The organism is Microbacterium sp. Beta, from assembly GCF_005502545.1.
Lineage (GTDB): Bacteria > Actinomycetota > Actinomycetes > Actinomycetales > Microbacteriaceae > Microbacterium > Microbacterium oxydans.
In genome coordinates this window covers 47994-71814 of record NZ_SCOG01000016.1, presented here as the reverse complement: position 1 = coordinate 71814, position 23821 = coordinate 47994, and the positions used below count along the sequence as shown (strand labels likewise).

At 68.5% G+C, this 23821-nt stretch carries 28 protein-coding genes; 13 read left to right on the top strand and 15 right to left on the bottom strand.

The annotated features are described in order from the left end of the window. Positions 1-16 precede the first annotated feature (16 nt). The gene (locus FFS56_RS14665) at positions 17-325 is read left to right on the top strand and encodes a hypothetical protein (protein ID WP_046746392.1); all 309 of its coding nucleotides are present in this window, start codon (positions 17-19) and stop codon (positions 323-325) included. A 136-nt stretch (positions 326-461) separates the two neighbouring features. Then, the gene (locus FFS56_RS14660; protein WP_127011560.1) at positions 462-848 is read left to right on the top strand and encodes a VOC family protein; all 387 of its coding nucleotides are present in this window, start codon (positions 462-464) and stop codon (positions 846-848) included. A gap of 3 nt (positions 849-851) precedes the next feature. Here the strand turns inward: FFS56_RS14660 and FFS56_RS14655 are convergent, their stop codons facing one another. The 6 genes from FFS56_RS14655 to FFS56_RS14635 form a co-directional block, all read right to left on the bottom strand. Next, positions 852-1298 carry an NUDIX domain-containing protein gene (locus FFS56_RS14655; protein ID WP_127011559.1) on the bottom strand — a complete coding sequence of 149 codons (447 nt, stop codon included), beginning with the start codon at positions 1296-1298 and terminating at the stop codon, positions 852-854. 36 nt (positions 1299-1334) lie between these two features. Then, the gene (locus FFS56_RS20595) at positions 1335-1493 is read right to left on the bottom strand and encodes a hypothetical protein (RefSeq protein WP_157543518.1); all 159 of its coding nucleotides are present in this window, start codon (positions 1491-1493) and stop codon (positions 1335-1337) included. A 35-nt stretch (positions 1494-1528) separates the two neighbouring features. Continuing rightward, the gene (locus FFS56_RS14650) at positions 1529-2296 is read right to left on the bottom strand and encodes a 3-keto-5-aminohexanoate cleavage protein (RefSeq protein WP_249352987.1); all 768 of its coding nucleotides are present in this window, start codon (positions 2294-2296) and stop codon (positions 1529-1531) included. Beyond that, positions 2293-2523 carry a hypothetical protein gene (locus FFS56_RS14645; RefSeq protein WP_127011558.1) on the bottom strand — a complete coding sequence of 77 codons (231 nt, stop codon included), beginning with the start codon at positions 2521-2523 and terminating at the stop codon, positions 2293-2295. The genes FFS56_RS14650 and FFS56_RS14645 overlap by 4 nt, the downstream gene beginning before the upstream one ends. 96 nt (positions 2524-2619) lie before the next feature. After that, positions 2620-3807 (bottom strand): aminotransferase class I/II-fold pyridoxal phosphate-dependent enzyme, encoded by a 1188-nt coding sequence (locus tag FFS56_RS14640; protein ID WP_127011557.1) that lies wholly within the window; start codon positions 3805-3807, stop codon positions 2620-2622. A gap of 359 nt (positions 3808-4166) precedes the next feature. Next, on the bottom strand, positions 4167-4616 hold the full coding sequence (locus tag FFS56_RS14635; protein ID WP_127011556.1) for a VOC family protein: 450 nt from the start codon (positions 4614-4616) through the stop codon (positions 4167-4169). Positions 4617-4719: 103 nt separating this feature from the next. Here FFS56_RS14635 and FFS56_RS14630 point away from each other — a divergent pair, with 103 nt between their 5' ends. From FFS56_RS14630 to FFS56_RS20590, 5 genes are all read left to right on the top strand, one after another. After that, positions 4720-5673, top strand: coding sequence for a WYL domain-containing protein (locus tag FFS56_RS14630; RefSeq protein WP_127011555.1), 954 nt, complete (start codon positions 4720-4722; stop codon positions 5671-5673). Positions 5674-5717: 44 nt separating this feature from the next. After that, entirely contained in the window at positions 5718-5903 is a 186-nt protein-coding gene (locus FFS56_RS14625) for a type II toxin-antitoxin system ParD family antitoxin (protein WP_233437363.1), read from the top strand. Continuing rightward, the gene (locus tag FFS56_RS14620; RefSeq protein ID WP_137772280.1) at positions 5900-6223 is read left to right on the top strand and encodes a type II toxin-antitoxin system RelE/ParE family toxin; all 324 of its coding nucleotides are present in this window, start codon (positions 5900-5902) and stop codon (positions 6221-6223) included. Before FFS56_RS14625 ends, FFS56_RS14620 begins: the two co-directional genes overlap by 4 nt. An 80-nt stretch (positions 6224-6303) precedes the next feature. Continuing rightward, the gene (gene purL, locus FFS56_RS14615; protein ID WP_046748164.1) at positions 6304-8637 is read left to right on the top strand and encodes a phosphoribosylformylglycinamidine synthase subunit PurL; all 2334 of its coding nucleotides are present in this window, start codon (positions 6304-6306) and stop codon (positions 8635-8637) included. Then, a complete protein-coding gene (locus FFS56_RS20590) occupies positions 8634-8777 on the top strand; it encodes a hypothetical protein (RefSeq protein ID WP_164734066.1) in 144 nt (47 codons plus the stop codon). The genes purL and FFS56_RS20590 overlap by 4 nt, the downstream gene beginning before the upstream one ends. Positions 8778-8877: 100 nt before the next feature. On the opposite strand, the gene FFS56_RS14610 is transcribed toward FFS56_RS20590, so the two are convergent. Next, a complete protein-coding gene (locus FFS56_RS14610) occupies positions 8878-10122 on the bottom strand; it encodes a DUF4143 domain-containing protein (protein WP_127011553.1) in 1245 nt (414 codons plus the stop codon). 96 nt (positions 10123-10218) lie between these two features. Next, positions 10219-10791 (bottom strand): TetR/AcrR family transcriptional regulator, encoded by a 573-nt coding sequence (locus FFS56_RS14605; RefSeq protein ID WP_046748162.1) that lies wholly within the window; start codon positions 10789-10791, stop codon positions 10219-10221. 69 nt (positions 10792-10860) lie between these two features. Between FFS56_RS14605 and FFS56_RS14600 the strand changes: the two genes are divergently transcribed. The 3 genes from FFS56_RS14600 to FFS56_RS14590 are packed head-to-tail and all read left to right on the top strand — an operon-like array spanning position 10861 to position 14281. Beyond that, positions 10861-13407, top strand: a complete 2547-nt coding sequence (locus FFS56_RS14600; RefSeq protein WP_127011552.1) for an MMPL family transporter — start codon at positions 10861-10863, stop codon at positions 13405-13407. A gap of 47 nt (positions 13408-13454) precedes the next feature. Continuing rightward, the gene (locus FFS56_RS14595; protein ID WP_127011551.1) at positions 13455-13805 is read left to right on the top strand and encodes a TraR/DksA C4-type zinc finger protein; all 351 of its coding nucleotides are present in this window, start codon (positions 13455-13457) and stop codon (positions 13803-13805) included. Between the two features lie 38 nt (positions 13806-13843). Next, positions 13844-14281 (top strand): VOC family protein, encoded by a 438-nt coding sequence (locus FFS56_RS14590; RefSeq protein ID WP_127011550.1) that lies wholly within the window; start codon positions 13844-13846, stop codon positions 14279-14281. On the opposite strand, the gene FFS56_RS14585 is transcribed toward FFS56_RS14590, so the two are convergent. The 5 genes from FFS56_RS14585 to phnD are packed head-to-tail and all read right to left on the bottom strand — an operon-like array spanning position 14268 to position 18372. Continuing rightward, the gene (locus FFS56_RS14585; RefSeq protein ID WP_046748159.1) at positions 14268-14888 is read right to left on the bottom strand and encodes a TetR-like C-terminal domain-containing protein; all 621 of its coding nucleotides are present in this window, start codon (positions 14886-14888) and stop codon (positions 14268-14270) included. The genes FFS56_RS14590 and FFS56_RS14585 overlap by 14 nt on opposite strands. A gap of 8 nt (positions 14889-14896) precedes the next feature. Continuing rightward, positions 14897-15664: a tyrosine-protein phosphatase gene (locus FFS56_RS14580; protein ID WP_127011549.1), complete on the bottom strand. Its 768-nt coding sequence runs from the start codon at positions 15662-15664 to the stop codon at positions 14897-14899. Further along, positions 15661-16503: a phosphonate ABC transporter, permease protein PhnE gene (phnE, locus tag FFS56_RS14575; protein ID WP_046748157.1), complete on the bottom strand. Its 843-nt coding sequence runs from the start codon at positions 16501-16503 to the stop codon at positions 15661-15663. Before phnE ends, FFS56_RS14580 begins: the two co-directional genes overlap by 4 nt. Further along, positions 16487-17431, bottom strand: coding sequence for a phosphonate ABC transporter ATP-binding protein (locus tag FFS56_RS14570; protein WP_233437362.1), 945 nt, complete (start codon positions 17429-17431; stop codon positions 16487-16489). The genes phnE and FFS56_RS14570 overlap by 17 nt, the downstream gene beginning before the upstream one ends. Continuing rightward, on the bottom strand, positions 17428-18372 hold the full coding sequence (gene phnD / locus FFS56_RS14565; RefSeq protein ID WP_249352985.1) for a phosphate/phosphite/phosphonate ABC transporter substrate-binding protein: 945 nt from the start codon (positions 18370-18372) through the stop codon (positions 17428-17430). Before phnD ends, FFS56_RS14570 begins: the two co-directional genes overlap by 4 nt. 185 nt (positions 18373-18557) lie before the next feature. On the opposite strand from phnD, the gene FFS56_RS14560 reads away from it, so the two are divergent. Both FFS56_RS14560 and FFS56_RS14555 read left to right on the top strand, forming a co-directional pair. Beyond that, positions 18558-19430, top strand: a complete 873-nt coding sequence (locus FFS56_RS14560; RefSeq protein WP_058631058.1) for a hypothetical protein — start codon at positions 18558-18560, stop codon at positions 19428-19430. Beyond that, positions 19427-20275: an SMP-30/gluconolactonase/LRE family protein gene (locus FFS56_RS14555; protein WP_127011548.1), complete on the top strand. Its 849-nt coding sequence runs from the start codon at positions 19427-19429 to the stop codon at positions 20273-20275. Before FFS56_RS14560 ends, FFS56_RS14555 begins: the two co-directional genes overlap by 4 nt. Positions 20276-20359: 84 nt before the next feature. Here the strand turns inward: FFS56_RS14555 and FFS56_RS14550 are convergent, their stop codons facing one another. Continuing rightward, a complete protein-coding gene (locus FFS56_RS14550; protein WP_137772287.1) occupies positions 20360-21214 on the bottom strand; it encodes a fumarylacetoacetate hydrolase family protein in 855 nt (284 codons plus the stop codon). A gap of 14 nt (positions 21215-21228) precedes the next feature. Continuing rightward, positions 21229-22203 (bottom strand): C-terminal binding protein, encoded by a 975-nt coding sequence (locus FFS56_RS14545; protein ID WP_127011546.1) that lies wholly within the window; start codon positions 22201-22203, stop codon positions 21229-21231. 359 nt (positions 22204-22562) lie between these two features. Here FFS56_RS14545 and FFS56_RS14540 point away from each other — a divergent pair, with 359 nt between their 5' ends. Then, positions 22563-23819 carry a sodium:proton exchanger gene (locus tag FFS56_RS14540; protein ID WP_127011545.1) on the top strand — a complete coding sequence of 419 codons (1257 nt, stop codon included), beginning with the start codon at positions 22563-22565 and terminating at the stop codon, positions 23817-23819. Positions 23820-23821: the final 2 nt, after the last annotated feature.

The window sequence follows — 23821 nt, the reverse complement described above, 5'->3', positions numbered from 1 at the left end:
TAATGAGGGATTCCTGATGTCTCCCAAGCGGCTCTTCACGGGCGACCGCATCTTCGTGATGGCGTGCTCCCTCTGCACCTCCATCGGGCTTGTGGTCATCGCCGGGTTGTCGTTCGCAAGCTACGCATTCGCGAACAGCATCACGATTACGGTCCCCTGGATCGCCCGCTTCGAAGGGTACGTAGATGAGAACGGATCGCCTGCTGTCACCATCAGCGGATCGTGGAGCGCGGTCATGGCAACGACAGCAATCGTCGCGTCCTCGCTCTTGCTTGCCGCCCTCAGCAGCGAGCGGTCCTCACATTCACGAGACAGGCGTGTGTGACACTCGCCCAAGACGTCGGGCGCCATCTCGTCACACTCGAGAGGTGGCGTCCGGCAGCTGGTCGCGGCCTGCGGCGTGACATCTCGCCTATCGATCACTGGGCGGAACAACCCTCCAGCGGTCATACACTCGCTCCATGCTGAAGCTCGTGTCGATCGTGATCCGCGTGACGGACCTCCCCGCGCAGTCCACGTTCTGGAAGGCAGTTCTCGACTACGTCGAACGCGACCCCGCGGACGACGACTGGGTCGTGTTGACACCGCGCGATGCCGACGCTCCCTGCATCGCCCTCGACGCCCACCACTCCGAGCGCATACTGCCTCCGCGCATCCACCTCGACATCTACGCCGAGGATCAGGCCGCCGAGGTGCAGCGGCTCCTCGCTCTGGGTGCGCGCGAGGTGCACTGGGACGGACGCCCGGCCGACGCCGATTACGTGATCATGGAAGACCCTGAGGGCAACCGCTTCTGCATCGTCGACCGTCCCGACTGGTCGGGGTGGGACGGCGCAAGCGGAGAGTGAGGATTAGCCGACCTCGGCCAACATCCGATCCACCCACACCGGATGCGGCAGCGTGGCGATCTCGGCACGCGTGAACCACCCGACCTCGACGACCTCGTCCTGATCAGGCACCGGCGGATCGAGCAGTTCGCACGCGAACGCGGTCGACACGTACGACACACGATCCCCGTTCGGATACGTCACGACGAGCGATTCGCCACCGAAAGCGCCGACGATCCCGGTGATGCGGATGCGCGCGCCGATCTCTTCCTGCACCTCACGGGTGATCGCCTCATCCGGATCCTCCCCCGGCTCGACGCCACCACCGATCAGACCCCATTCCTCCGAGCCCGCCGTGCGCGCGAGCAGGAAACGATCGCCCTCGCGGATCACCGCGGTCACGCCCGGCAGCAGCAGGAGGTCATGACCGATCCGCGCGCGGATCGATCGGACGTATTCAGAGAACGGCATGCCGGGAGTCTAGGTTCCGAGACTGCGCGTAGGCCGTCACTCCGGGCCGGGCCGTCGTTCTCGGGCCGTCGCCTGCCGGTGCGACGCGAGAGCCGCGCGCACGGCCGAGTAGATCACCAGCCACACGACAGCGATCCCGATGAAGACGTACGCGAGATTCGCGAGAAGGACGAGAAGAAAAGAGCCAGAGAACATCGCCCCAGAATGCCGCACCCCGCGCACCCGCCCGGTCAGACTCCCCGCATCCGCGCCACGGCCGCCCGAACCAGAGCCGCGTTCCCCGGAGCAGTCGTGCCATCGGGGAGCAGCAGCGTGTCTTCCAGGCCGATGCGCGACGCCAACCCGAACTCGACGGCAAGGTCGAACACCGGCCACGTCGACCCCTCCTCGCCGTGCAACAGGATCGGGAGGTCGGGCTCCTCGAGCTGCACGTGGGCGATCATCCCTTCAGCGTGATCGCGCAGCACCTCGGTCGGCTCGTCGGGGAGCTCGATCAGCACCCGCAGGCTCTGCCCGCGAACGGGCGACCGCTTCCACATCTCGAAGCCGGCCGCGTCCCACAACCCGGCCTCGACCGCGACGCCGCGCCTAAGCAGCAGCGCGGCCACCTCGTCGGCACCGGCCTCGTGCCAGTTGACCGACGCGTGATCGGGTATCTCCGTCCACGCCTCGATGGCGGCGAGGCGGCGCTCGACGTCGGGCTCGGCCCATGCGCCCGTCGTCACGCCGACCGGCACACCGGGGCTCGACTCGCGGACAGCTGTCACCCAGCGAGCGACATCGTCGGCGGCAAGGCTGTCGCGACCGGCGGCATCCTTGGGGTGCACATGCACCTCGTGCGCTCCCGCCACCACAGCACGCGCGGCATCGTCGGCGACGACCGACGCATCCGCACTCAACCACGGGTGCTCGACCGCATCACGAGCGCCGTTCACGCATGCCTGCAACAGCATCCGACGCGGAGGCCGGGCGGGCGGGTCGGAATCCACCGCGGTCATCGGCCGATCAGCTCGCGCGGGTGCAGGTCGTAGGGAGAGCAGTCGGTCGACGGCCCCTCTTCTGTGCGCACCGTGTGCTCGACCTGACGTGCGACCGCGGCGCTGCGACCGACCTTGACCGCCTCGGCCTCGCCCATGAAGCTGCTCCCCAACGTCTGCGATTCCCCCTCGATGCGGTTGAACCAGATGCCGTTGCGATGGAACGTCTCGATGTCGCCTGCAGCCATGGCGGGATCCCTTCTCTCGCATACCTTTCTACGTGAGGCCACCGACACGACAGAGGGGCTTGACAGTCTCCGCAGCGACTCCCGAGCGCGCCCGGCTCAGACCACGAGACCCGCTCGGCGCACGGCATCGCCCATCGCGACGAAAGCCTCTTCCAGGATCGGACGCGGTGTCGCGAAGACCACTCGCACATGGCCCTCGGCGCCACGCCCGAGCAGCCGCCCCTCGGTCAGCACGACCCCGGCCTGCTCGCGGAAGAACTCGGCGGGCGGCCCCAGAATCCCGAGCGCCGAGGTGTCGATCCACCCGATGTATGTCGCCTCGGGCACGTGGTACACGGCTCCGGGCAGGTGCTCCTCCACCAGCGTCGCCAGTTGCCGCCGCGAACCGTCGAGGTGCGCGATCACCTCCGTCAGCCAGGGCTTGCCCGACCGGTATGCCGCCGTCGAGGCCACCACCCCGAGCGTGGCCGCACCGTGCTGCACCGCGAAACCGAACCGCTTGTACAACTGCTGGTCGGCCTCGTTCGAGGTGATCAGCTGCGCGGCCTTCAGTCCAGGGATGTTCCAGGCCTTCGAGGCACTAGTGCCCGTCACCGTATGCGCGGCCGTCACCTCCGACACCGACGCGTACGGCACGAACGGCGCACCCTCGTAGCGCAGCGGGGCGTGGATCTCATCCGCGAACACCCGCCCGCCGTGCCGCTCGACGATCTCTGCGATCGCCTCGAGCTCATCACGTCCGACGATCGTGCCGGTCGGGTTGTGCGGGTTGCAGAGCACGAGCGTCCGCGCCCCCGCGGCGAACGCCTCGTCGATGCGCTGCAGGTCGTGCTGCCAGCGCCCGTCGACCTCGACGCCGGGGACCTCGATCACCGGATGTCCGATCGCCGGCAGGTAGGTCAGGAACGGCATGTACGCGGGGGTGGGCACGATCACGGGCGAACCCGCTGGCGCATACTCCTGCACCGCGACGCCGAGGGCCGCCATCACGTCCGAGACCGGATGCACACGCTCGGGATCGACCGCCCAGTCGTACTCGTCGCGCATCCACTCAGATGTCGCCTCACCGAGCTCCGCGGCCTGCGGAGGGGAGAGGTATCCCAGGTTCTCGTCGTCGATCGCGCGATGCAGCGCCTCCGCGATCTCGGGCGCGACCCCGAAGTCCATCTCCGCCACCCAGGCGCCGATGTGTCCGGGGTGCAGACTCCACTTGCGGCTCTGCGGCCGGTCGAGGAACAGACGGGTGCGGGCATCGAACGGATGCACGGGGGAGGCGGAGGTCATGGTCTGGGTCCCACCGAGTCAGTCGGCGGCGTCGATACAGGAAAGACGCAGGACGCGGATCTCGGACACGGGGAACTCCATTCGCAGCGGGACCAGTCCAATCTACGGATGCCCACGCCCGACCGCATTTCGCGTGTCGATCCGTGACACCGGTGGCTCCGCCTGCCGGGGCGCACGATTGCCGGGACATGCGCCTGCCGGGACATGCGCCTGCCGGGACATGCGCCTGCCGGGACATGCGCCTGCCGGGGCGCACGATTGCCGGAGGATCGGACGGATGCATGATCATACGCAGGAGCTGCTCATGCATCCGTCCGATGTTCATGCATCCGTTCGGGGAGAGCCGGGAGGAGCCGGGCTCAGGCCGCGACGTCGAGCACCCAGGTCACGCCGAAACGGTCGGTGAGCATGCCGAAACCGGCCGACCACGCCGATGCTGCCAGTGACTCGATCACGGTCGCGCCCTCGACGAGCCCGTTCCAGTAGCACTGGATCTCGTCGAGCGAGTCGGCGCGCAGGGACTGAAAGAACGTGCGGTCGGTGAGGGTCGCTCCGTTCTCCCGGTGCGTGCTGCCCGCGGTCGCCGCCGGGTTCGAGTCGTCCTCACCAGGGATGTCGTACGCCATCAGGCGCACGACACCGTCCAACTGGCCGAACACGATCTTGTCGAAGCCCGGAACGCCCTCGGGCATGCCGAACTGTCCATAGGTCGCCGCGGTCACCTCGCCGCCGAACACGGACTGATAGAAGTCGAGCGCCTGCCGGGCCGTGCCGCGGAAGTTCAGGTGGGTCGTGGTGGTGATGGTCATGCTCTTCTCCTCGTCGCGAGCCCCGCCGTTCGGGACCTCTGACGACAACGATCACAGAGGTAGAGGTCAGTTTCCGTCCTCTACTTCGGGCAGACTGAATCGCATGACCGGGAGTTCTTCACGCATGCTCGCGCTGCTGTCGCTGCTGCAGACCCCGCGCGATTGGCCGGGGTCCGTACTGGCGGAACGGCTGGAGGTCAGCCCCCGCACGGTGCGCCGCGACGTCGACCGGCTGCGCGCGCTGGGCTACCGGATCGGTGCGATCAAGGGACCGGACGGCGGCTATCGTCTCGCCGCAGGATCGGAGCTCCCGCCGCTGCTGTTCGACGATGATCAGGCGGTCGCGATCGCCGTCGCCCTCCAGAGCGTTTCGGCGACGGGGATCGACATCGATGAAGGTGCCGCCAGAGCCCTGGCCACCGTGCGCCAGGTGATGCCGTCCCGGCTACGACATCGAGTGGACGGCATCCGCTTCACCGGCACCGAGAACGCGACCAGGGTCGATCCGACGGTACTTGAGGCGGCGAGCGCCGCCGTCCGCGACCGGCAGGTGCTCCGCTTCGGCTACGGTCCCGACCGCGACCGTCCGGCCCGTCGCACCGAACCACACGCGGTGGTGGCCCGCGAAGGCCGGTGGTACCTGCTCGCCTGGGACCTGGAGGCCGACGACTGGCGCACGTTCCGCCTGGACAGGATGACACCGCGGATCCCGACCGGCCCGTCATTCATACCGAGGCCTCTGCCCGCCGCGGATGCGCAGACCTACCTCGCGGCCCGGGCCAAGGGGGCGACGGCCACGGACGCCTGGCCATGCCTCGGTGAGGTCGTGATCGCGCTCCCCGCCCGCGATATCGCGCCCTGGGTCGGCGTCGGAGATCTGGAGGAACTCCCCGACGGGTCATGCCGCGTCACCATCGGGTCGTGGTCGTGGGTGGGGGTGCTCGCCTCGGTCGCCCGGTTCGACGCTCCGTTCACCGTGGTCGGGCCGGAGGCGCTACGGGAGGCGGCAGGGATCCTGGCGGAGCGCTTCACCGCGGCAGGCGACTCGTCCTCCTGAACATCTCTCTTCCGGACGCACTGAAGGACTTCGTCGAAGCCCAGGTGACCGAACGCGGCTACAGCAACAGCAGCGAGTTCGTGCGTGAGCTGATCCGCCACGAGCAGTCCCGCGAGCAGTTGCGGTCGTTCGTCATCGACGGGATGACATCCGGACCAGGCTCCGAAATCGACCAGGCATACTTCGATCGCCTTCGAGACCGCGTCCACGCCGACGCCCCCGACGCGTGACTCCGGGGCACCCCATCACGTCTCGACGGGCCGATGAGGACATCGACGGCGCAGTCACCCACTATCTCGGCGAGGCAGTGCCACATATCGCGATCGCGTTCATCGATGATCTCCAGCACGCGATGGGTCGGCTCGCTGCGCATCCCTCTCTCGGGTCGGCGCGCTTCGAACCGGTGACCGAGATTCCCGAGATCCGCGCCTTCCCTCTTCGGAGCCACCCGTACCTCATCATCTACACCCACGACCCTGATGCTGTGCGAGTGCACCGCGTGCTCCACACGGGGCGAGACATCGCCACCGTCCTCCGCGACCGACTCTGAGTCCGCCGCCCGCGGGAGAGTCGCCCCACCCGCGCCGGTAGACTGAACCTGCCCCGCCGGCCCCTTCCTTTGGAGTGCGCGTGACCACCGCCCCTGCACCTTCCCCCCAGCACGTCCCCGACTCCGTCGAGAACGCGATCGCGACCCCCGAGAAGGAGCAGCCGTACGGCGCCCTCGGACTCAAGGACGACGAGTACGCGCGCATCAAGGAGATCCTCGGCCGCCGACCCACCTCGGGCGAGCTGGCGATGTACTCGGTGATGTGGTCGGAGCACTGCTCCTACAAGTCGAGCAAGAACTACCTGCGCCGCTTCGGCCAGAAGGTCTCCGACGAGATGAAGGAACGCCTCATGGTGGGCATGGGCCAGAACGCGGGCGTCGTCGACGTCGGCGAGGGCTGGGCCGTCACCTTCAAGGCCGAGTCGCACAACCACCCCTCGTTCATCGAGCCGTTCCAGGGCGCGGCCACCGGTGTCGGCGGCATCGTCCGCGACATCATCTCGATGGGCGCCCGCCCGGTCGCCGTCATGGATGCGCTGCGCTTCGGTGCGATCGACCACCCCGACACCGCCCGCGTCGTGCACGGCGTGACCAGCGGCATCAGCTTCTACGGCAACTGCCTGGGCCTTCCGAACATCGGTGGCGAGACCGTCTTCGACAGCGTCTACCAGGCCAACCCGCTCGTCAACGCGCTCGCCGTGGGCGTGCTGCGCCACGAAGACCTCAAGCTCGCCAACGCCACCGGTGTCGGCAACAAGGTGGTCCTGTTCGGTGCCCGCACGGGTGGCGACGGCATCGGCGGCGCGAGCATCCTGGCCTCCGACACGTTCGCCGACGGTGGCCCCACCAAGCGCCCCGCGGTGCAGGTGGGCGACCCCTTCGCCGAGAAGGTGCTCATCGAGTGCTGCCTGGAGCTGTACCGCGGCGAGCTCGTCGAGGCGATCCAGGACCTGGGCGCAGCCGGCATCTCGTGCGCGACCAGCGAGCTCGCGGCCAACGGCAACAGCGGCATGAAGGTCTCTCTCGACAACGTGCTGCTGCGCGACCCCACGCTCACGGCAGAGGAGATCCTCATGTCGGAGTCCCAGGAGCGCATGATGGCGATCGTGGCCCCCGAGAAGCTCGACGCCTTCCTGGCCGTCGTGAACAAGTGGGAGGTCGAGACCTCCGTGCTCGGCGAGGTCACCGGCGACGGACGCCTCATCATCGACTGGCAGGGCGAGCGCATCGTCGACGTCGACCCCTCGACCGTCGCGGTCGACGGCCCTGTCTACGACCGTCCGGTCGCGTACCCGACGTGGATCGACGCGCTCCAGGCAGATGCCGCAGAGAAGCTTCCGCGCGCGAACGACCCCGAGACGCTGCGCGAGCAGTTCCTCGCCCTCGTTGCTTCCCCGAACCTGGCCGACACGAGCTGGATCACGAACCAGTACGACTACTACGTGCTCGGCAACACGGCCCTGAGCTTCCCCGACGACGCCGGCATGATCCGCGTGGACGAGGAGTCCGGCCTCGGCTTCTCCGTCGCGACCGACGCCAACGGCCGCTACTGCCAGCTCGACCCGTACGCGGGCGCGCAGCTCGCCCTCGCCGAGGCGTACCGCAACGTCGCCGTGACCGGTGCCGTGCCGACCGCCATCACCGACTGCCTCAACTTCGGCTCTCCCGAGAACCCCGAGGTCATGTGGCAGTTCGGCCAGACCGTCGACGGCCTCGCAGACGGCTGCTACGAACTGGGCACCCCGGTCACCGGCGGCAACGTCTCGTTCTACAACCAGACCGGCGACGTGCCGATCCACCCGACCCCGCTCGTCGGCGTGCTCGGCATCATCGACGACGTCTCCCGCCGCATCCCGTCCGGCTGGCAGGACGAGGGGCAGAACATCTACCTGCTCGGCACCACCTCGACCGAGCTCTCGGGTTCGGCTTGGGCAGATGTCGTGCACCAGCACCTCGGCGGCCTGCCTCCGAAGGTGGATCTCGCGGGCGAGAAGCGCCTCGCCGGCCTGCTCGCCGCGGCCCGCGATGAGTGGCTCATCTCGTCGGCGCACGACCTCTCCGAGGGTGGCCTCGCGCAGGCCCTGGCCGAGGGTGTGATGCGCTTCGGTGTCGGTGCCCGCGTCTGGCTCAACGAGATCATCGAGCGTGACGGCGTGGATGCCGCGACGGCCCTGTTCTCCGAGTCGACCGGCCGCGTGATCGTGACCGTTCCCCGCGAGGACGACGTGAAGTTCCGCGGACTCTGCGAGGGACGCGACTACCCGGTGATGCGCATCGGCGTGACCGACAGTGAGGGCGCGAAGCTCGAGGTGCAGGACGTCTTCACCGTGACGGCAGCCGAACTGCGCGAGCGCTCGCAGGCCACACTGCCGTCGTACTTCGGCCCGACCGTCACCGAGGCGGTCAGCGCATGAGCAACGACGGTCTCAGCGAGGACTACGGCGACCTCGGCGAGAAGCGCAATCGGCGCATGCGCATCGTCGCGTGGACCGTCATCATCGCGCTGATCCTCGGCGGTGGTGGCGCGACGGTGCTGACGCTGCTTCTCGGCTGAGTCGAGATCTGGGCCGTCGCCGGCAGGCGGGCTTGCGTGACGAACGGCCGTCGCCCGCCGTCCAAGCGTGCAGGGAAACGTGGACACGATTCGATCGCGGTCACATGCCGAGCGATGGCAGGGCCACGACGTTCACTCCGTCCGCACGCCGATACGACGGACCGGTGCCGGTGATGACCGTGAGTACCGGCGAATCGGCTCGGGTTTCGTCGACATTCGCCGCGAACTCCATCAGCGACGCTGCGGCTGCATCCACGGTCTCCGCTGCGGCGCCAAGCTTCACTTCGAATCCGGCCCAGTGCCCGTCCGGCAACTGAAGGATGGCATCCACTTCACGGCCTGCCGAGTCGCGGGCGTGGTAGACCTCTCCTCCGAGAGGTTGCGCCATGACACGAAGATCATGCACCACCTGGGACTCGAAGAGTTGTCCCGTGAAGCCGAGGTCTCGACGCAACGCGGCGGCGTCAGCACCGAGGAGGGCAACCGCGACGGACGGATCGCAGAAGTGCCGCTTCGGCTCCTTGCGGAGGGTTGCGGACGATCGGAGATGAGCTGACCATGCAGGTTGGTCTTCGATGACGAAGATCCGGCTCAGCGCATCCATGTATTCGCGGACCGCATCGCGCGACAACGTCGCCTCATCACGCGCAAGGGTGGAGATCGACACCTCCGTCCCCGTGGATCGAGCCAGCGCCTGCATGAGCCTGCGAACCCTCAACGGATCTCTCGCGCGCCCGGCGGAGTCGACGTCGACGTCGATCACCGTATCGACGTAGTCGCGGTTGCCGGCCAGGGCGTCCTTGACCGGCAAGCCGACTGCTGCCGGCCACCCCCCGACCGCCATGCGGGTCAGAAGACCGTCGAAGTCCAGGGGTGCCGCACCATGTCGTGGCGCCTCTCCGGAAAGAAGGCGACGAAGGGAAACACCAGCGTCGCCGTCGGCGCTTTCCGCGAGTGTCATCGTCCTCATTCGCAGGCGAGCGAACCGGCCGGCCCCTGAATGCCGGCGTGCGTCCGACGCCGGGGCGGTCGAGCCGGTCAGGATGAACTGGCCCCGTCGCGACCTCTCGTCGACTTCTCTCCGCACGGCGTCCCAGAGCCTCGGTTGCAGCTGCCATTCGTCCAGGAGACGAGGAGCTTCGCCTTCGAGAACCAGCGAAGGATCAACCGCCATCTGGGCAGCGACTGCGGGGTCTGTATCGATATGCACCGCGCTGTTCGCCCGGCGCTTCGCCGTTGCGGTCTTTCCGCTCGCTTTCGGACCTTCGATGAGAACAGCACCCGCGCGCGACAGCGCGGCATCGAGCTCGTCGTCGACGATGCGAGGAAGGTAGTGGCTGACCAAAGCGAGCTCCAGTCGTCAAATCGATAGATAGCGAGTCGTCAGATTGAGAGGCTATCAGTCGTCAATTTAGGAGACAATGGGTCGTCAGTTTGAGACTCAGCGCGTGAAGAGGTACCGGGCCAGGTCGATGATGCCGTCAGGGCCATGCGTCTCACGCCCGAGCGACTCCACGATGATCGCGCCCAGGATGGCGCGCCCGATCTGTGCGACCGGGGCATCCTCCGGCAGCTGACCGTCACGGATCCCCCCTCGCAGCCGTTCGGACAGATGCTGCTCCACCCCGAGGCTGCTCCCGAGATGCGCGCCGACCGCCGCGTCTTCGGCGGCAGCGGCGACGAGCGACTGCAGCAGCGCCTGACCCTGCGCGGAGGCGAGGATCGAGAACACCGACTGCAGCCAGGTCTCGACGTCGGCGAACAGATCACCCGTGTCGGGCACGACGAAGTCGACGGGGATGAGCCGCCCGTCCACGAGACAGTCGGCGATCAGGGCCCCGCGCGACGACCACCAGCGATAGATGGTCTGCTTGCCGACCCCGGCTTCCTTGGCGATGCCCTCGATCGTGAGCCGGTCATAGCCCTGCGCATGGAACAACCGAGAGGTCGCATCGAGGATCGCCTCGCGTGCCGCCGTGCTGCGCACGGGGCCGCTCCGATGCTCGTTCGCCATCCGTTCAGGATAGCCACAGATCGCTAGACGAGACGTGCCGTATGATCTTCGAGTCTGAAGGAGACCACTGTGGCATCACTGCTCTACCGTCTGGGTTCGTTCGCTGCGCGCAAGGCGTGGACGGTGATCGTGTCGTGGGTGCTGATCCTCGGCCTCGGCATCGGTGCCTTCCTCACCCTGGGCGGAACGCTGAGCAACAGCTTCGACATCCCCGGCACTGCATCCGGCGCCGTGACCGATGAGCTCGCCGACAAGCTTCCGGACACCGCCGGCGGCACCGGCACGGTCGTCTACAGCACGAAGGACGGGTCGCCGTTCACCGACGAGCAGAAGCAGGCGATCTCCGACCTCGCCATCAGCGCAGAAGACCTCGACGGCGTCGCGCGCGTGATCGATCCGTTCGACGCGCAGAAGCAACAGGAAGAGCAGGCGCAGAAGCTCGCCGACGGCCAGACGCAGGTCGCCGACGGTCGCACGCAGCTGGATGCCGCCCAGACGCAGCTCGACGAAGGCCGTGCGCAGCTCGAAGCCGGACTCACGCAGCTCACGGCCGCGCGCACGCAGGCGGAGCAGGCCGGTGCCGGATCCGCACAGCTCGCCGCCCTCGACGCCCAGATCGCTGCCCTGAACGCGCAGCTGGCTCAGGTCGCGGCCCAGAACGCACAGCTCGACCAGTCCCGCATCACCCTCGACGACAACGCCGACCAGGTGCAGCTGGGCTCGACCCTGCTCGACCTGGCCGACGGCATCGGCGTGGTCTCCGACGACGGTTCGACCGCCATCGTCAACATCTCGTTCGTCGACCCGCGCCTCGAGCTCTCCGAAGAGGTGAAGCAGGGCGCGATCGACCACTTCGAGTCCTCACCCATCGACGGCGTCGAGGTCGACTTCGGCACCGACATCGCGCAGGGCGTGCCGGAGATCTTCGGTGTCGGCGAGGCGGTCGGCCTCGCGTTCGCCGCGATCGTCCTCATCGTGATGCTCGGCTCCCTCATCGCCGCCGCCCTCCCTATCGTCACCGCCATCGTCGGCGTCGGCGTCGGCGTCACGGCCTCCCTCGCCTTCTCAGGCGTGGTGGACATGGCGTCGGTCACTCCCGTGCTGGGTGTCATGCTCGGTCTCGCGGTCGGCATCGACTACTCGCTATTCATCGTCAACCGGCACCGCAAGCAACTGCTCGCCGGAGTTCCGGTGCGCGAATCCATCGGCCTCGCGACCGGCACTTCCGGCACGGCCGTGGTGTTCGCCGGCACGACCGTGATCGTCGCCCTCCTCGCCCTCAACGTGACCGGTGTGCCCTTCCTCGGCCTCATGGGCACGGTCGGCGCGGTGTGCGTCGCCGTGGCGGTGCTCGTCGCCATCACCCTCGCGCCCGCCATCCTCGGCCTCGTCGGCACACGCCTGCTCAGCCGTCGCGCGCGCACCACGATCGGCGAGGAGCACGCCGCGGGCAAGCCGGTGAAGCGCATGTCGACGCTCCGCGCCGTCGTCACCGCGCTCGTGAGCGTCGTCGCCCTGCTGATCATCGCGATCCCCGCCATGTCGATGCGACTCGGACTGCCCGACGGATCGAGCGAACCGAGCGACTCGACCAGCTACCGCGCCTTCCAGACCGTCGACGAGCAGTTCGGCGAGGGCGCGAACGGCCCGCTGCTCGTGACCGCGACCCTCGACGAAGCGGTCAGCGACGACGACCTGCTCTCCACGCAGGTGACGATCGCGCAGGCCATCGCCGACCAGGACGACGTGGCTGCGGTCGCCCCGATCGCCACCTCCGAGGACAACACGCTGCTCGCGTTCCAGGTCGCGCCGAAGGAAGGCCCGAACAGCGCGTCGACCGAGAGGCTCGTGCAGGACCTCCGCTCCATGCCTCCCGTCGCGGAGGGGATCACTCTCGGCGTCGCGGGTCAGGCCGCGATCAACATCGACATCTCCGAAGCGTTGGCCGGAGTGCTGCCGCTGTACCTCGTGGTCGTGGTCGGCCTGTCGCTGCTCATCATGATCGTGGTGTTCCGCTCGCTGCTCGTACCGATCATCGCGACGGGAGGCTTCGTGCTGTCGCTGTTCGCGACCTACGGGCTGATCGTGGCGGTGTTCCAGTTCGGCTGGGGTGCCGAGATCATCGGGTTGCACAGCACAGGACCCATCCTGAGCTTCCTGCCCGTGATCCTCGTCGGCATCCTGTTCGGGCTCGCGATGGACTACCAGCTGTTCCTCGCCTCCGGCATGAGGGAGGCGTTCGTGCACGGCGCCTCCGCTCGCGATGCCGTCGCCCAGGGCTTCCGCGCCGGACGCTCGGTCGTGATCGCCGCAGCCCTCATCATGGTGTCGGTCTTCGGCGGGTTCATCTTCTCGGAGTCGACGATCATCCGCTCGATCGGATTCGGGCTCGCGTTCGGCGTGCTGCTCGACGCGTTCGTGGTGCGGATGCTGCTGATGCCCGCGCTCATGCACCTGCTCGGACGCTCGGCCTGGTGGCTGCCGCGCTGGCTCGACCGCATCCTACCCAACGTCGACATGGAGGGCGCAGCCCTCGAACGCGACCACCCCGGCATGAAGTCCGTGGCCGTGCCGACGACGACCGACTCGGTGCCGACGACCCGTACCTCCGACTGACGACGACCCCGGGATCGGGTGTCGGTGAAGGTGCCTAGAGTAGGCAGATGACCGCCGACGCCCGGGAACGCCTGCTCGCACTGCGCATGCAGGCCGAGGCGCGCGTGCAGGCGACCGCGGCGATGCTCGACGAGCTCACCCACGACCGCGCGGGCTCGAACGACGACGACGAACACGACCCCGAGGGCGTCACCCTGTCGTCGGAGTGGTCCCGGCTGACGGGTCTCGCCGACGCCGCGGCATCCGAGCTGCAGCAGGTCGATGATGCGCTCGCTCGAGTGGAAACCGGCACCTACGGCATCTGCGCGAACTGCGGCCGCCCGATCCCCGCCGGACGCCTGGAGGCACGGCCGTTCGCCGAGTACTGCGTCGCCTGTGCCGAGAAGCTCGGCAGATAACCCCTGGCGGTGGCGACGGGCACGAGTAGCATTCCCCCATGCCCATCACGCTCGAGAACGTCGGCATCGCGGTGCGCGACCTGGAAGCCACCATCTCGTTCTTCACCGACCTCGGCCTCACCGTGCTCGGCCGCGACGAGGTCAGCGGAGAGTGGGCGTCGACCGCGGTCGGCCTCGACGGCAACCACGCGAAGATCGCCGTGCTGCAGGCACCAGACGGGCACGGCCAGATCGAGCTGTTCGAGTACATCCATCCGGACGCGATCGAGACCGAGCCCACCCTGCCCAACGAGATCGGCATGCACCGCATCGCCTTCTCGGTCGACGACATCGATGAGTCGCTGACCATCGCGGCCCGACACGGTTATCACCCGCTGCGCGGAGTCGCGAACTACCAGGACGTGTACAAGCTCACGTATCTGCGCGGCCCGAGCGGCATCCTGCTGATGTTCGCGCAGGACCTCACGAAGAGCTGACCATCCCGCGCCAGATCACCTCGATCGCCGCACGCAGCCGTGCCACGACGGCGGGGTCGCTGATCCTGTCACCGCGCACGACGAGCTGGTAGTAAGCGACACCCGCGACGGCGTCGAAGCACGCCTCGACGTCGAGGTCGGCCCGCAGCTCGCCCCGCGCGATCCCGATGCGGAGCGCATTCTGCAGGGGAACCCGTCGCCGGGACACGTGCGACTCCCAGTACGTCTTCTGCAGGGCGCGATCTGCCATGACGAGGCGGATGCGCTGCCGGAACCGCTCCTCGGAGTAACCGGGCGCCGAGGGTGCGACGCCGTCCGCGCCGAGTCCGAGCCCTGCGAGCAGCACCTCGTGCAGGTCGGCATCCGCGGGATAGTCCGGTGGCACCTCGCGCCCGACGTCGAGCGCGGCGGCGATCAGCAGCGTCAGCGACGGCCAGCGCCGATACAGAGCCGCGCGGCTCACTCCGCTGCACGCGACGACGCGCGACACCGTGACCTCCTCGCCCGCATCGATGATCCCCAGCGTCGCGTCGACGATCAGTCCGTCGATCTCCTCATCGCGCGGACGCCCGGGGCGGCGGCGAACCGCGGCCCCGGCGTCCGCCATCGGCATCGTCACGCGGCCAGCGCCCGCTCGCGCAGTCGGGCGATCGTGGCGTTCGAGAGCCCCGCAGCGCGCAACGGCGTCAGCGGGTCCCCATGCTCCGCGCGGAGCGTGTCGAGAAGGCTGCGCATGGACACATCCATCGAGCCCTCCAGAAGTGACGAGCCGTTCTCCAGAGCGGCGGCGTCGAAGCCCAGAGCTCTCCACATCGCTCCCATGACCGGAGCCGTGCGCGCCATGATCGCGACCATGTTGTCGCCGGTGCGGGCGTAGTCGGTGACGATGTCGTCGTCGGTGGCCCCCAATGCGAGCAACAGCATGGCGGCGAGCACACCGGTGCGGTCGCGACCGGCGGCGCAGTGGAAGGCCGCCGTGCCGGGAGTGTGCGCGATCACGTTGAGCGCGATGACGAGCTGCGGCGCCGCGCCCTCGACCATGCGCCGGTACATCAGGCCCATGGCCTCGTGGCTCAGCTCCGGGGCCTTGTCTCCCATCGATGCCCCCACATCCGCGACGAGCGGCAGGTGGTGGTAGCCGACCGGGTGCGCGCCGAGAGGCCCACGTCCCGTGACCGAGACCTCGAGCGGCGAGCGCAGATCGATGATGGCACTGAGTCCACCCGCGACGAGTTCATCGGCCACCTCCGAGGTCACGTAGGCCAGGTCGTCCGTGCGGATGGCGAGGCCTTCACGCAGCACACCGCCATCGATCATGATGCCGCCGAGGTCGCGCAGGTTTACCGGCGCGCTGAGGACGAGTCCGGTATCGATGATGCTCATGTGATTCTCCTTCGGATGAGGGCGCTGCCCTGGTCGATCACCGTGACGAGCACGATGATGCAGATGATGATGGCGCTGAGGTGGCCGTAGTCGTACATGCGCATCGCGGTGGTCAGCTCGAGGCCGATGCCGCCGGCGCCGACGAGACCGAGGATGGTCGCGCCGCGCACGTTGCCCTCGAACAGCAGCAGCGTGTACGAGGTCAGCAGCGGTGCGGCCTGCGGGAGGATCCCGTACTGGATGACCTGCCGCTTCGAGGCGCCGACCGCCTCCATCGCGACGACGGGCCCTCGGTCGACCTGCTCCATGGCCTCGGCGAAGATCTTGCCGATCGAGCCGATGGAGCCGAGCGTCATGGCCAGGATGCCGGCGAACGGGCCGAGCCCGACAGCCGAGACGAACATGAGCGCGAACACCAGGTCGGGCACGGAGCGGATGATGTTCATGACCCAGCGCGTCGGGTAGTACAGCCACTTCGGCGCGAGGGTGGAGGTGGCTCCGAAGGCGACGATCAGGGAGAGGACGGCGCCGAGGACCGTACCGACGACGGCCATCTGAAACGTCTCCAGCAGCAGTGCCAGGATGGTGCCGATCTTCGAGAAGTCGGGCGGGAACAGGCGCGACAGGAACTCACCCATGTTGATCGCGCCCTCGCCGAGCTTCACGAAGTTGAACTGGGCGCCGTTGAACGACCAGATCAGCACCAGGACCGCGACCGGCAGTCCGATCAGGAAGCGGGCACGCGGCACGCGGAAGGCGCTCTCGAGCCGGGCGCGCTCCGCGGGGTCGAGAGTCGGGCGGGTGGTCCTGTCTGCGCGCGGCTCAGTGGTCGTCGTCATCACCGTGCTCCTCGTCGTCGTACAGGTCTTCCAGCGCGGCGGCATCCAACTGCGAGGTCACGCCGGAGACGAGCATCTCGCCGTGGCGAAGCCCGACGATGCGGTCGCTGTGCGCGAGAGCGAGCGGCAGCACATGTAGGCTCACCAGCACAGGGATGCCGTCCTGCGTGGCGATCTCGCGCAACAGGCCGAGCACGGATCCCGCGAGCTTCGGATCGAGTGACGCGACCGGCTCGTCGGCCAGGATCACTTTCGGCAGCTGCATGAGCGCCCGCGCGATCGCCACACGCTGCTGCTGTCCCCCCGAGAGGGAGCGTGCGGGAGCGGATGCCTTGTGCGCGATCCCGACCCGATCGAGCAGTTCGAGCGCCCGACGGCGGTGCACGTTCGAGAAGCCTCCCGCGATGTTGATCGGCCCGGCGCCGTGCAGGGCGCCGGTGAGCACATTGGTCATGACGCTGAGGCGTGGGATCAGGTTGAACTGCTGGAACACCTGTCCGACCCCGGAGCGGAGGGTTCGCAGCTCGCCGCGGCCGAGGTTCGTGACGTCGTGCCCGGCCACGCGGACCGTGCCGGAGCTGATCGGCGCGAACCCGGTCAGGCTGCGCATCAGCGTGGATTTCCCCGAGCCCGAGGCTCCGAGCAGGGCGACCATCTCGCCGGGGAAGAGGTCGAGGTCGACCCCATCGAGCACCGTGTTCTCCCCGTACGCGACCTGCAGTCCGCGGACCGTGACGAGGGGAAGCGCCTGGCGGAGCTCGGCCGTGGGGGTGCGCAGGGCACCCTCGGCGGGGCCGAAACCCAGAGCATCGGTTGGCGCTCCGGCGTGTCGGTCTGCGACGCGCCCTGACGACGACGAATCATCTCCGTTTCGGCCGGGTGCGGAAACAGCGGCCGCCGGCGCGAGACGCGGAGCGGGAAGAGTCACTTGAGGTCCTCGAGCTTGACCCCGGCCACGGCTGCGATCTCGGCGAAGGATTGGAAGTCGGCGCTCTTCGGGTCGACCGTCTGCGGGGCCGCTGCGAAAGCACCGTAAGCACCGAGACGCTCGGCGTTCGCGGGCGAGAACACCTCGGCGATGCCGTCCTGGATCACCTTGCGGGTCTCGGCGTCCAGCGACTGACGGCCGAGGACCGCGCCCTGGATGTCCATCGCAGGGCTCTCTCCCACCGCGCGCCACTCTCCATCCGCAAAGGGGAACATCGGGGCACCGAGCTCCGTGAGCATGACGGCCGTGCAAGCAGCGTCCACCTGTCCCTGCTGCAGCGCGGCGAAGCTGCCCTCGTGTCCGCCGGCGAAGATGGCCTCGTAGTCGGTCCCCTGCTCGAGACCGGCCTCGTGCAGCATGTACACGGGCATGAAGTACCCGGAGCTGGAGGCCTGATCGGCGAACGCGACCGTCTTGCCCTCGAGGTCCTCGACCTTCTGGATGGGCGAGTCGTCGAGCACGACGCAGGTCGAGACCGGCTTGCCGTCGCCCTGGAAGGCGACCAGCGCATCCACCTCGCCGGTGTTGACGGCGAGGGCCGACGGGAAGCCGCTCATGATGCCGATGTCGACGTGGTCGGCGCGGATGGCCTCGACGACACTGAGGTAGTCGGGCACATCAGTGATCTCGACGTCACGGCCCGTCGCCTTCCCCAGCAGGTCGGCGAACACCTCGATCGGGTTCTCGGCGGTGGGGTCGTCGCCGACGGGGATCGTGGCGATCGTGAGAGGAGCGTCCGGATCGGCCGGAGCAGCCTCGGCGGTCGGGCTCTGGCAAGCGGTGAGAGAGAGGGCGGCCACGCCCAGGAGGCCGACGACGGGCAGGGTGAAGCGGCGCATGATGACCTTTCGGGAGGAGACGTCTCGGCATTCCGAGAACATCGGTATTCCAACCCCTGAAGGTGACGCGCAATTACGAGACTGCCGTACTCCGAATGGAACGCTGCGTGAACGGACGGTATCGACGCTGCGGGCGGAGCGGGCCAGCTGTGTCCCCGGAGGTTCCTGCCTTGCCGCCGCAACAGCACGGGCGGCAAGAGTCCGCCGAGAAGTAGGCTGAACGCATCATGGACGAGTTCATCCAGGGCTTCTGGACCTTCGCGCAGCACTACTGGTGGCTCATCTTCCCGATCATGGGAATGGCCGGTGGTATCGCGAAGACGTGGGAGCGCAGCTCCAAGCGACGACACGAGCGCCGCCTGGAGACCCTTCGCATGAAGGCGCAGCTGAAGACCGCCGAGATCGAGGCGCGCGCGCTCACCCAGCAGGCCAAGCGCCGCGGACCCTCTGTCGTCGACACCACAGCGTCCGTGGCACCGAGCGATCTGGTCGCGCGCCTGTTCGCCGAGCATGACGAGATCACGGCACGCTGGCTCGACTACGAGCTCGACGTCGCCAAGCTGATCGCCTTCCCCGCCATGAGCGATGGGCGCCAGCCGCTGACCGCCGCGTTCCTGCGCGCCAAGAAGACGGCCGATGCCCTGCGCCCCGCCTCCGCCGACGCCAGGGTGTCGGAACAGCAGGTCACCGAGTACCTCCAGGCCGTCGGCGACTACGCGGTCGCTTTCGAGATCGCCGAAAAGGATGCCAGGCGCCTGCGCGATTCGACCTTCACCGAGCCGGAGCGCAAGCGTCTCGAACGCGCACAGCAGCTGCTGAAGGTCGCGGTCGACGAATCCGCCACGCAGGCCGAGCGCAACGTCGCCTACAAGCGCGTGCGCGAGGAGCTCGACGGCCTCATCCTGCTCTCCGACGACGCGGTCACCGTGCTGGAGAAGCAGGTGGCGAAGGAGCTTCCCGCGCAGGCGAGCGCTGCCACCGCGACCCCGCCCGCCGCACCCGCAGCCGAGCAGGAGGCGGAGCGCGTGCCGGAGCCTATGCCTGTCGCCGACCCGCTGCACCGCACAGCCCCGCGGACACTCCCGCGCGACGACGCATGACTCCGGAGAACGTCACCGGCCCGATCGCGCACCACGCCGAGGCGCCCGTCTGGTGGTCGGGCTGGGGCGGATTGCGCTGGGTCGACGGGGACGCCGGCGATCTTCTGTCGCTGCGACCGGATGGCGTGTCCCGCCAGCACATCGACGACGAGTACCTGGCCTTCGCCCGCCCGCGCTCCGGTGGAGGTCTGGTGGCGGTCGGCGCCCGCACGCTCTACCTCGCGGATGACGTCGACGGACAGATCCGGGCTGTCGCCCCGCTGGGCGACGACCCCGGTGTGCGCATGAACGACGGATGCTGCGACCCTCGGGGACGCCTGCTCGCGGGGTCGATGGCCTACGACGCGGCGCCCGATGCCGGAGCCGTGCTGCGCGTCGACGCCGACCTGACGACGAGCACCGTTCTTCCGCGGGCGACGATCTCGAACGGCATCGGCTTCTCGCCGGACGGCCGACGCGCCTACTACGTCGACACCGCGACGCACCGCATCGACGTGCTCGACGTCAGCGAGGGCGAGCTGCGGGGCCGTCGCGCCTTCGTCGCGATCCCCGAGGAGCAGGGTTCCCCCGACGGATTGTGCATCGCCGCTGACGGCAGTATCTGGGTGGCCCTGTGGGGCGGCAGCGCAGTGCACGGCTACGACGCCGCAGGGCAGCGCATCGCGACGATCGAGCTCCCGGTGCCCCAGGTCAGCGCCTGCACCTTCGGCGACGACGACCTCGGCACGCTGTACATCACGACCTCGGCGCAGGGCCTCGAACCCGGCCACGGCACCGAGGCGGGCTCGCTCTTCGCCGTGCGACCCGGTGTGCGGGGCCTTCCTGTCATCCCCTTCGCGGGCTGACGCACCCGACGACCTCTACCCGGAGCACGGTGCACTCAGCGAAAGGAACCGTGCCCCGGGCACAGGCCGCCGGGGAGAGCGGGTTCAGCCCAGGTGCACCCGCTCGGTGCGCTGACGCTGACGTCCGAGACCCTCGATCTCGATCGTCATCTCATCGCCGTCCTGCAGATAGGGGAACCGGCCGGAGAGCGCGACACCCTGCGGGGTACCGGTGTTGATCACGTCGCCGGGCTCGAGCACCAGATACTGACTCAGCTCGTGCACGATCTGCAGCACGGAGGAGATCATGTCCCCGGTCGACGATTCCTGCCGCGGCTCGCCGTTCACGAACGACCGCAGTCGCAGCGCCTGGGGGTCGACCTCGTCGGCGGGGACGAGTGCGGGCCCGAGCGGGTTGAACGTCTCGGAGCACTTGCCCTTCGACCACTGCCCGCCCGAGACGTCGAGTTGATACGCGCGCTCCGAGACGTCGTTCGAGATCGTGTAACCGGCGATGACCTCACGCGCGGCATCAGGAGACGACAGGTAGCGGGCGGGCTTGCCGATCACGATCGCCAGCTCCACCTCCCAGTCGACCTTCTCGGCTCCGGGCGGCAGCAGCACGACATCGTCTGGTCCGACCACCGTGTTGGGGTGCTTGAAGAAGACGACCGGATGCTCGGGCGGCTCCGACCCGGATTCGGCAGCGTGCGCCGCGTAGTTCTGTCCGATGCAGATCACCGCTGTCGGACGAGCGACCGGGGCGCCGATACGCAGCCCGTCGACGTCGGCGGCGACCAGTTCACCCCGGCCGAGCGCGGAGCGCACGCGGCCGATGCCGTCGGCGGCGAGGAAGTCGCCGTCGATCTCGGCGGTGAGGGGGGACAGGTCGTACACGACGCCTGCCTCTCTCACGTAGGGACGTTCGCGGCCGACGGGGCCGAGTCGCAGGAGCTCCATGGGGGCCTTCCAGGTCAGCGCGCGGCGGCGAAGGACGGGTTGACGATCGGCACGGACTCGCCAGCCAGGTAACGGATGACGTTCTCGGCCGCGTGCACCGGAAGGTCGGCCAGCGCCTCGGGCGAGTACCAGGCGGCGTGCGGTGTGAGCAGCACCTGATCGAGGTCACGCAGCGGCGAGTCGGCGGCGAGCGGCTCTCCCGCGAACACGTCGAGGGCCGCGGCACCGATGTGTCCCGCCCGCAGCGAGGCGGCGAGCGCCTCCTCGTCGATGAGCGGACCGCGACAGGTGTTCACCACGACCGCTCCCGGCTTCATAGTCGCGAGGGCGGCTGCGTCGATCAGGTGCCGGGTGTCGTCGGTGAGCGGCACGTGCAGGGTCAGGATGTCGGCACGCGCGACGGCCTCCGCGATCTCCACGGGCTCGCAACCGGCTTCGCGCACGGCGTCGGCGGGGGCGAAGGGGTCGGCGACGAGGACGCGGAAGCCCAGCGCGCGACAACCGCGAGCGACCATCGAGCCGATGCGTCCGAAGCCGAGCACCGACACCGTGGTGGCCGAGGGGCGCACGGCGAGCGGTCGTGCGTCGACGGCCTTCCAGGTCCCGGCACGGACCGCCCGGTCGTATGCCGAAAGGCCGCGGGCCTGGGACATGATCATCGCGATGGTGTGCGCTGCCACCTCTTCGATGCAGTAGCTCGGGGTGTTCGCGACGGCGATGCCACGAACGGTCGCAGCCTCGACATCGACCATGTCGTACCCGATGCCGACACGGCTGATGATGCGGAGGTTCGGCATCCGGTCCATCACATCACCCGTGATCTGCGCCCACTGCACGACCAGCCCTTCGGCGTCGGCACCGAGGGCGGCGATGTCGTCCGGGCTTCCTGATGCGGCGCGATCGGCGCGCAGTCCTGCCTGTCGGAGCGTGTCTTCGATGACGGTTCCCGGCAGGTCGCAGTCGCTGACGAGGATGAATGGCTCGGTCATGGATGCGATGCTATAGCATCTAGCAGATCTGCGCATCGCGATACCGATGTTCGGCCCTTTCACTGTTCCGAAATCCTGGGCCGCCCGCTCGGGCGCCAGCGAGTTCACGCGTGAGGGGTGCCGAAACCCTCTGAATCTCCGTCTGCGCGGGGGGATCGCGCGCCGTGTTCGCCAGACTGGGGAGATCGAAGGGGAGTAGTTCCGGGCTCGCGAGAGCCTGAGGCCGCATCGACATACTGACGTTCACGATGATCGTCCGGTGCCCCTGTCTCCCGGATGAACGAGACCTTCGGCGCACGCGCGGCCGGAGCTCTGTCTTGTCCTCCCTCGGTCGCGCCCGACCGAAAGGACCGTTCCCCATGCCACGCGCATTGATCGGCCGTCTCGCCCCGTGCCTCCTGATCGCCGCCCCCGCTTTGGTGTTCCGCACACTGGGCTTCCACCCGAATCCCGTGCTCGACCTCGTCGTCTTCGGGGCGGCGGTCGTGGCGGCGAGCTTCGTGCTCGCCTGGGCCGCCGAGGCCGCGCAGAAGGACATCTCCGGCGCCCTTGCGATCGCCATCCTCGCTCTCATCGCCGTGCTCCCCGAGTACGCCGTCGACCTGTACTACGCGTTCCGCTCCGGCTCCGACCCCGAGTACGCGCAGTACGCCGCCGCGAACATGACGGGATCGAACCGGCTACTCCTGGGCTTCGGGTGGCCACTCGTCGTGATCGCCGCCCTCGTGATCGCGAACCGGGCGCGACGCGGCGAAGCCCGGCGCCTCGCCCTCGAGCTCCCCGTCACCGCACGCCTGGACGTCGGCTTCCTCGCGGTGCTGGCGATCCTCGCGTTCGCCATCCCACTGCTCGGGAACATCCCGGTCTGGTTCGGCCTGGTGCTCATCGGGGCGTTCGTCACCTACTTGTGGCGGGCAGGCCGCGCGGAGAGCGAAAGCCACGACGAGTTCGTCGGCGCCGCCGCACACATCGCCGGCATGCCGACCCGCGCCCGACGGATCACCGTGATCTCGTTGTTCGTCGTCTCAGCGGGCATCATCCTCGCGTGCGCCGAGCCGTTCGCGACCGGTCTCGTCGATTCGGGAACCGCGCTCGGGATCGACAGCTTCTTCCTCGTGCAGTGGCTCGCACCCCTCGCCTCCGAGGCGCCCGAGTTCATCATCGCGGTGCTCTTCGCCGTCCGGGGAATGGGGGCAGCCGCGATCGCCACCCTCATCGCGTCGAAGGTCAACCAGTGGAGCCTCCTGGTCGGCTCGCTCCCCCTCGCGCACTTCTTCGGTGGCGGAGGGTCCGATCTGCCGCTCGATGCCCGGCAGATCGAGGAGTTCGTGCTCACCGGCACCCAGACCGTGATGGGTGTTGCGATCCTCCTCGCCCTCCGATTCCACCTGGGACCGGCCATCGCCCTGGCGGCGATCTTCCTCGTGCAGTTCTTCGTGACCGACACCGGCGGCCGCTACGTGCTCTCCGCTCTGCAGCTGATCATCGCCGCCGGTTTCCTGATCGTCCACCGTCGACACATCCTGCCCACCCTCGCCGCGCCGTTCCGTCGATCGCAGCCTTCGCCGGCGATGACCGCGGGCGGATCCGCCGACGGCGCCGGAGGTCGCGGATGACC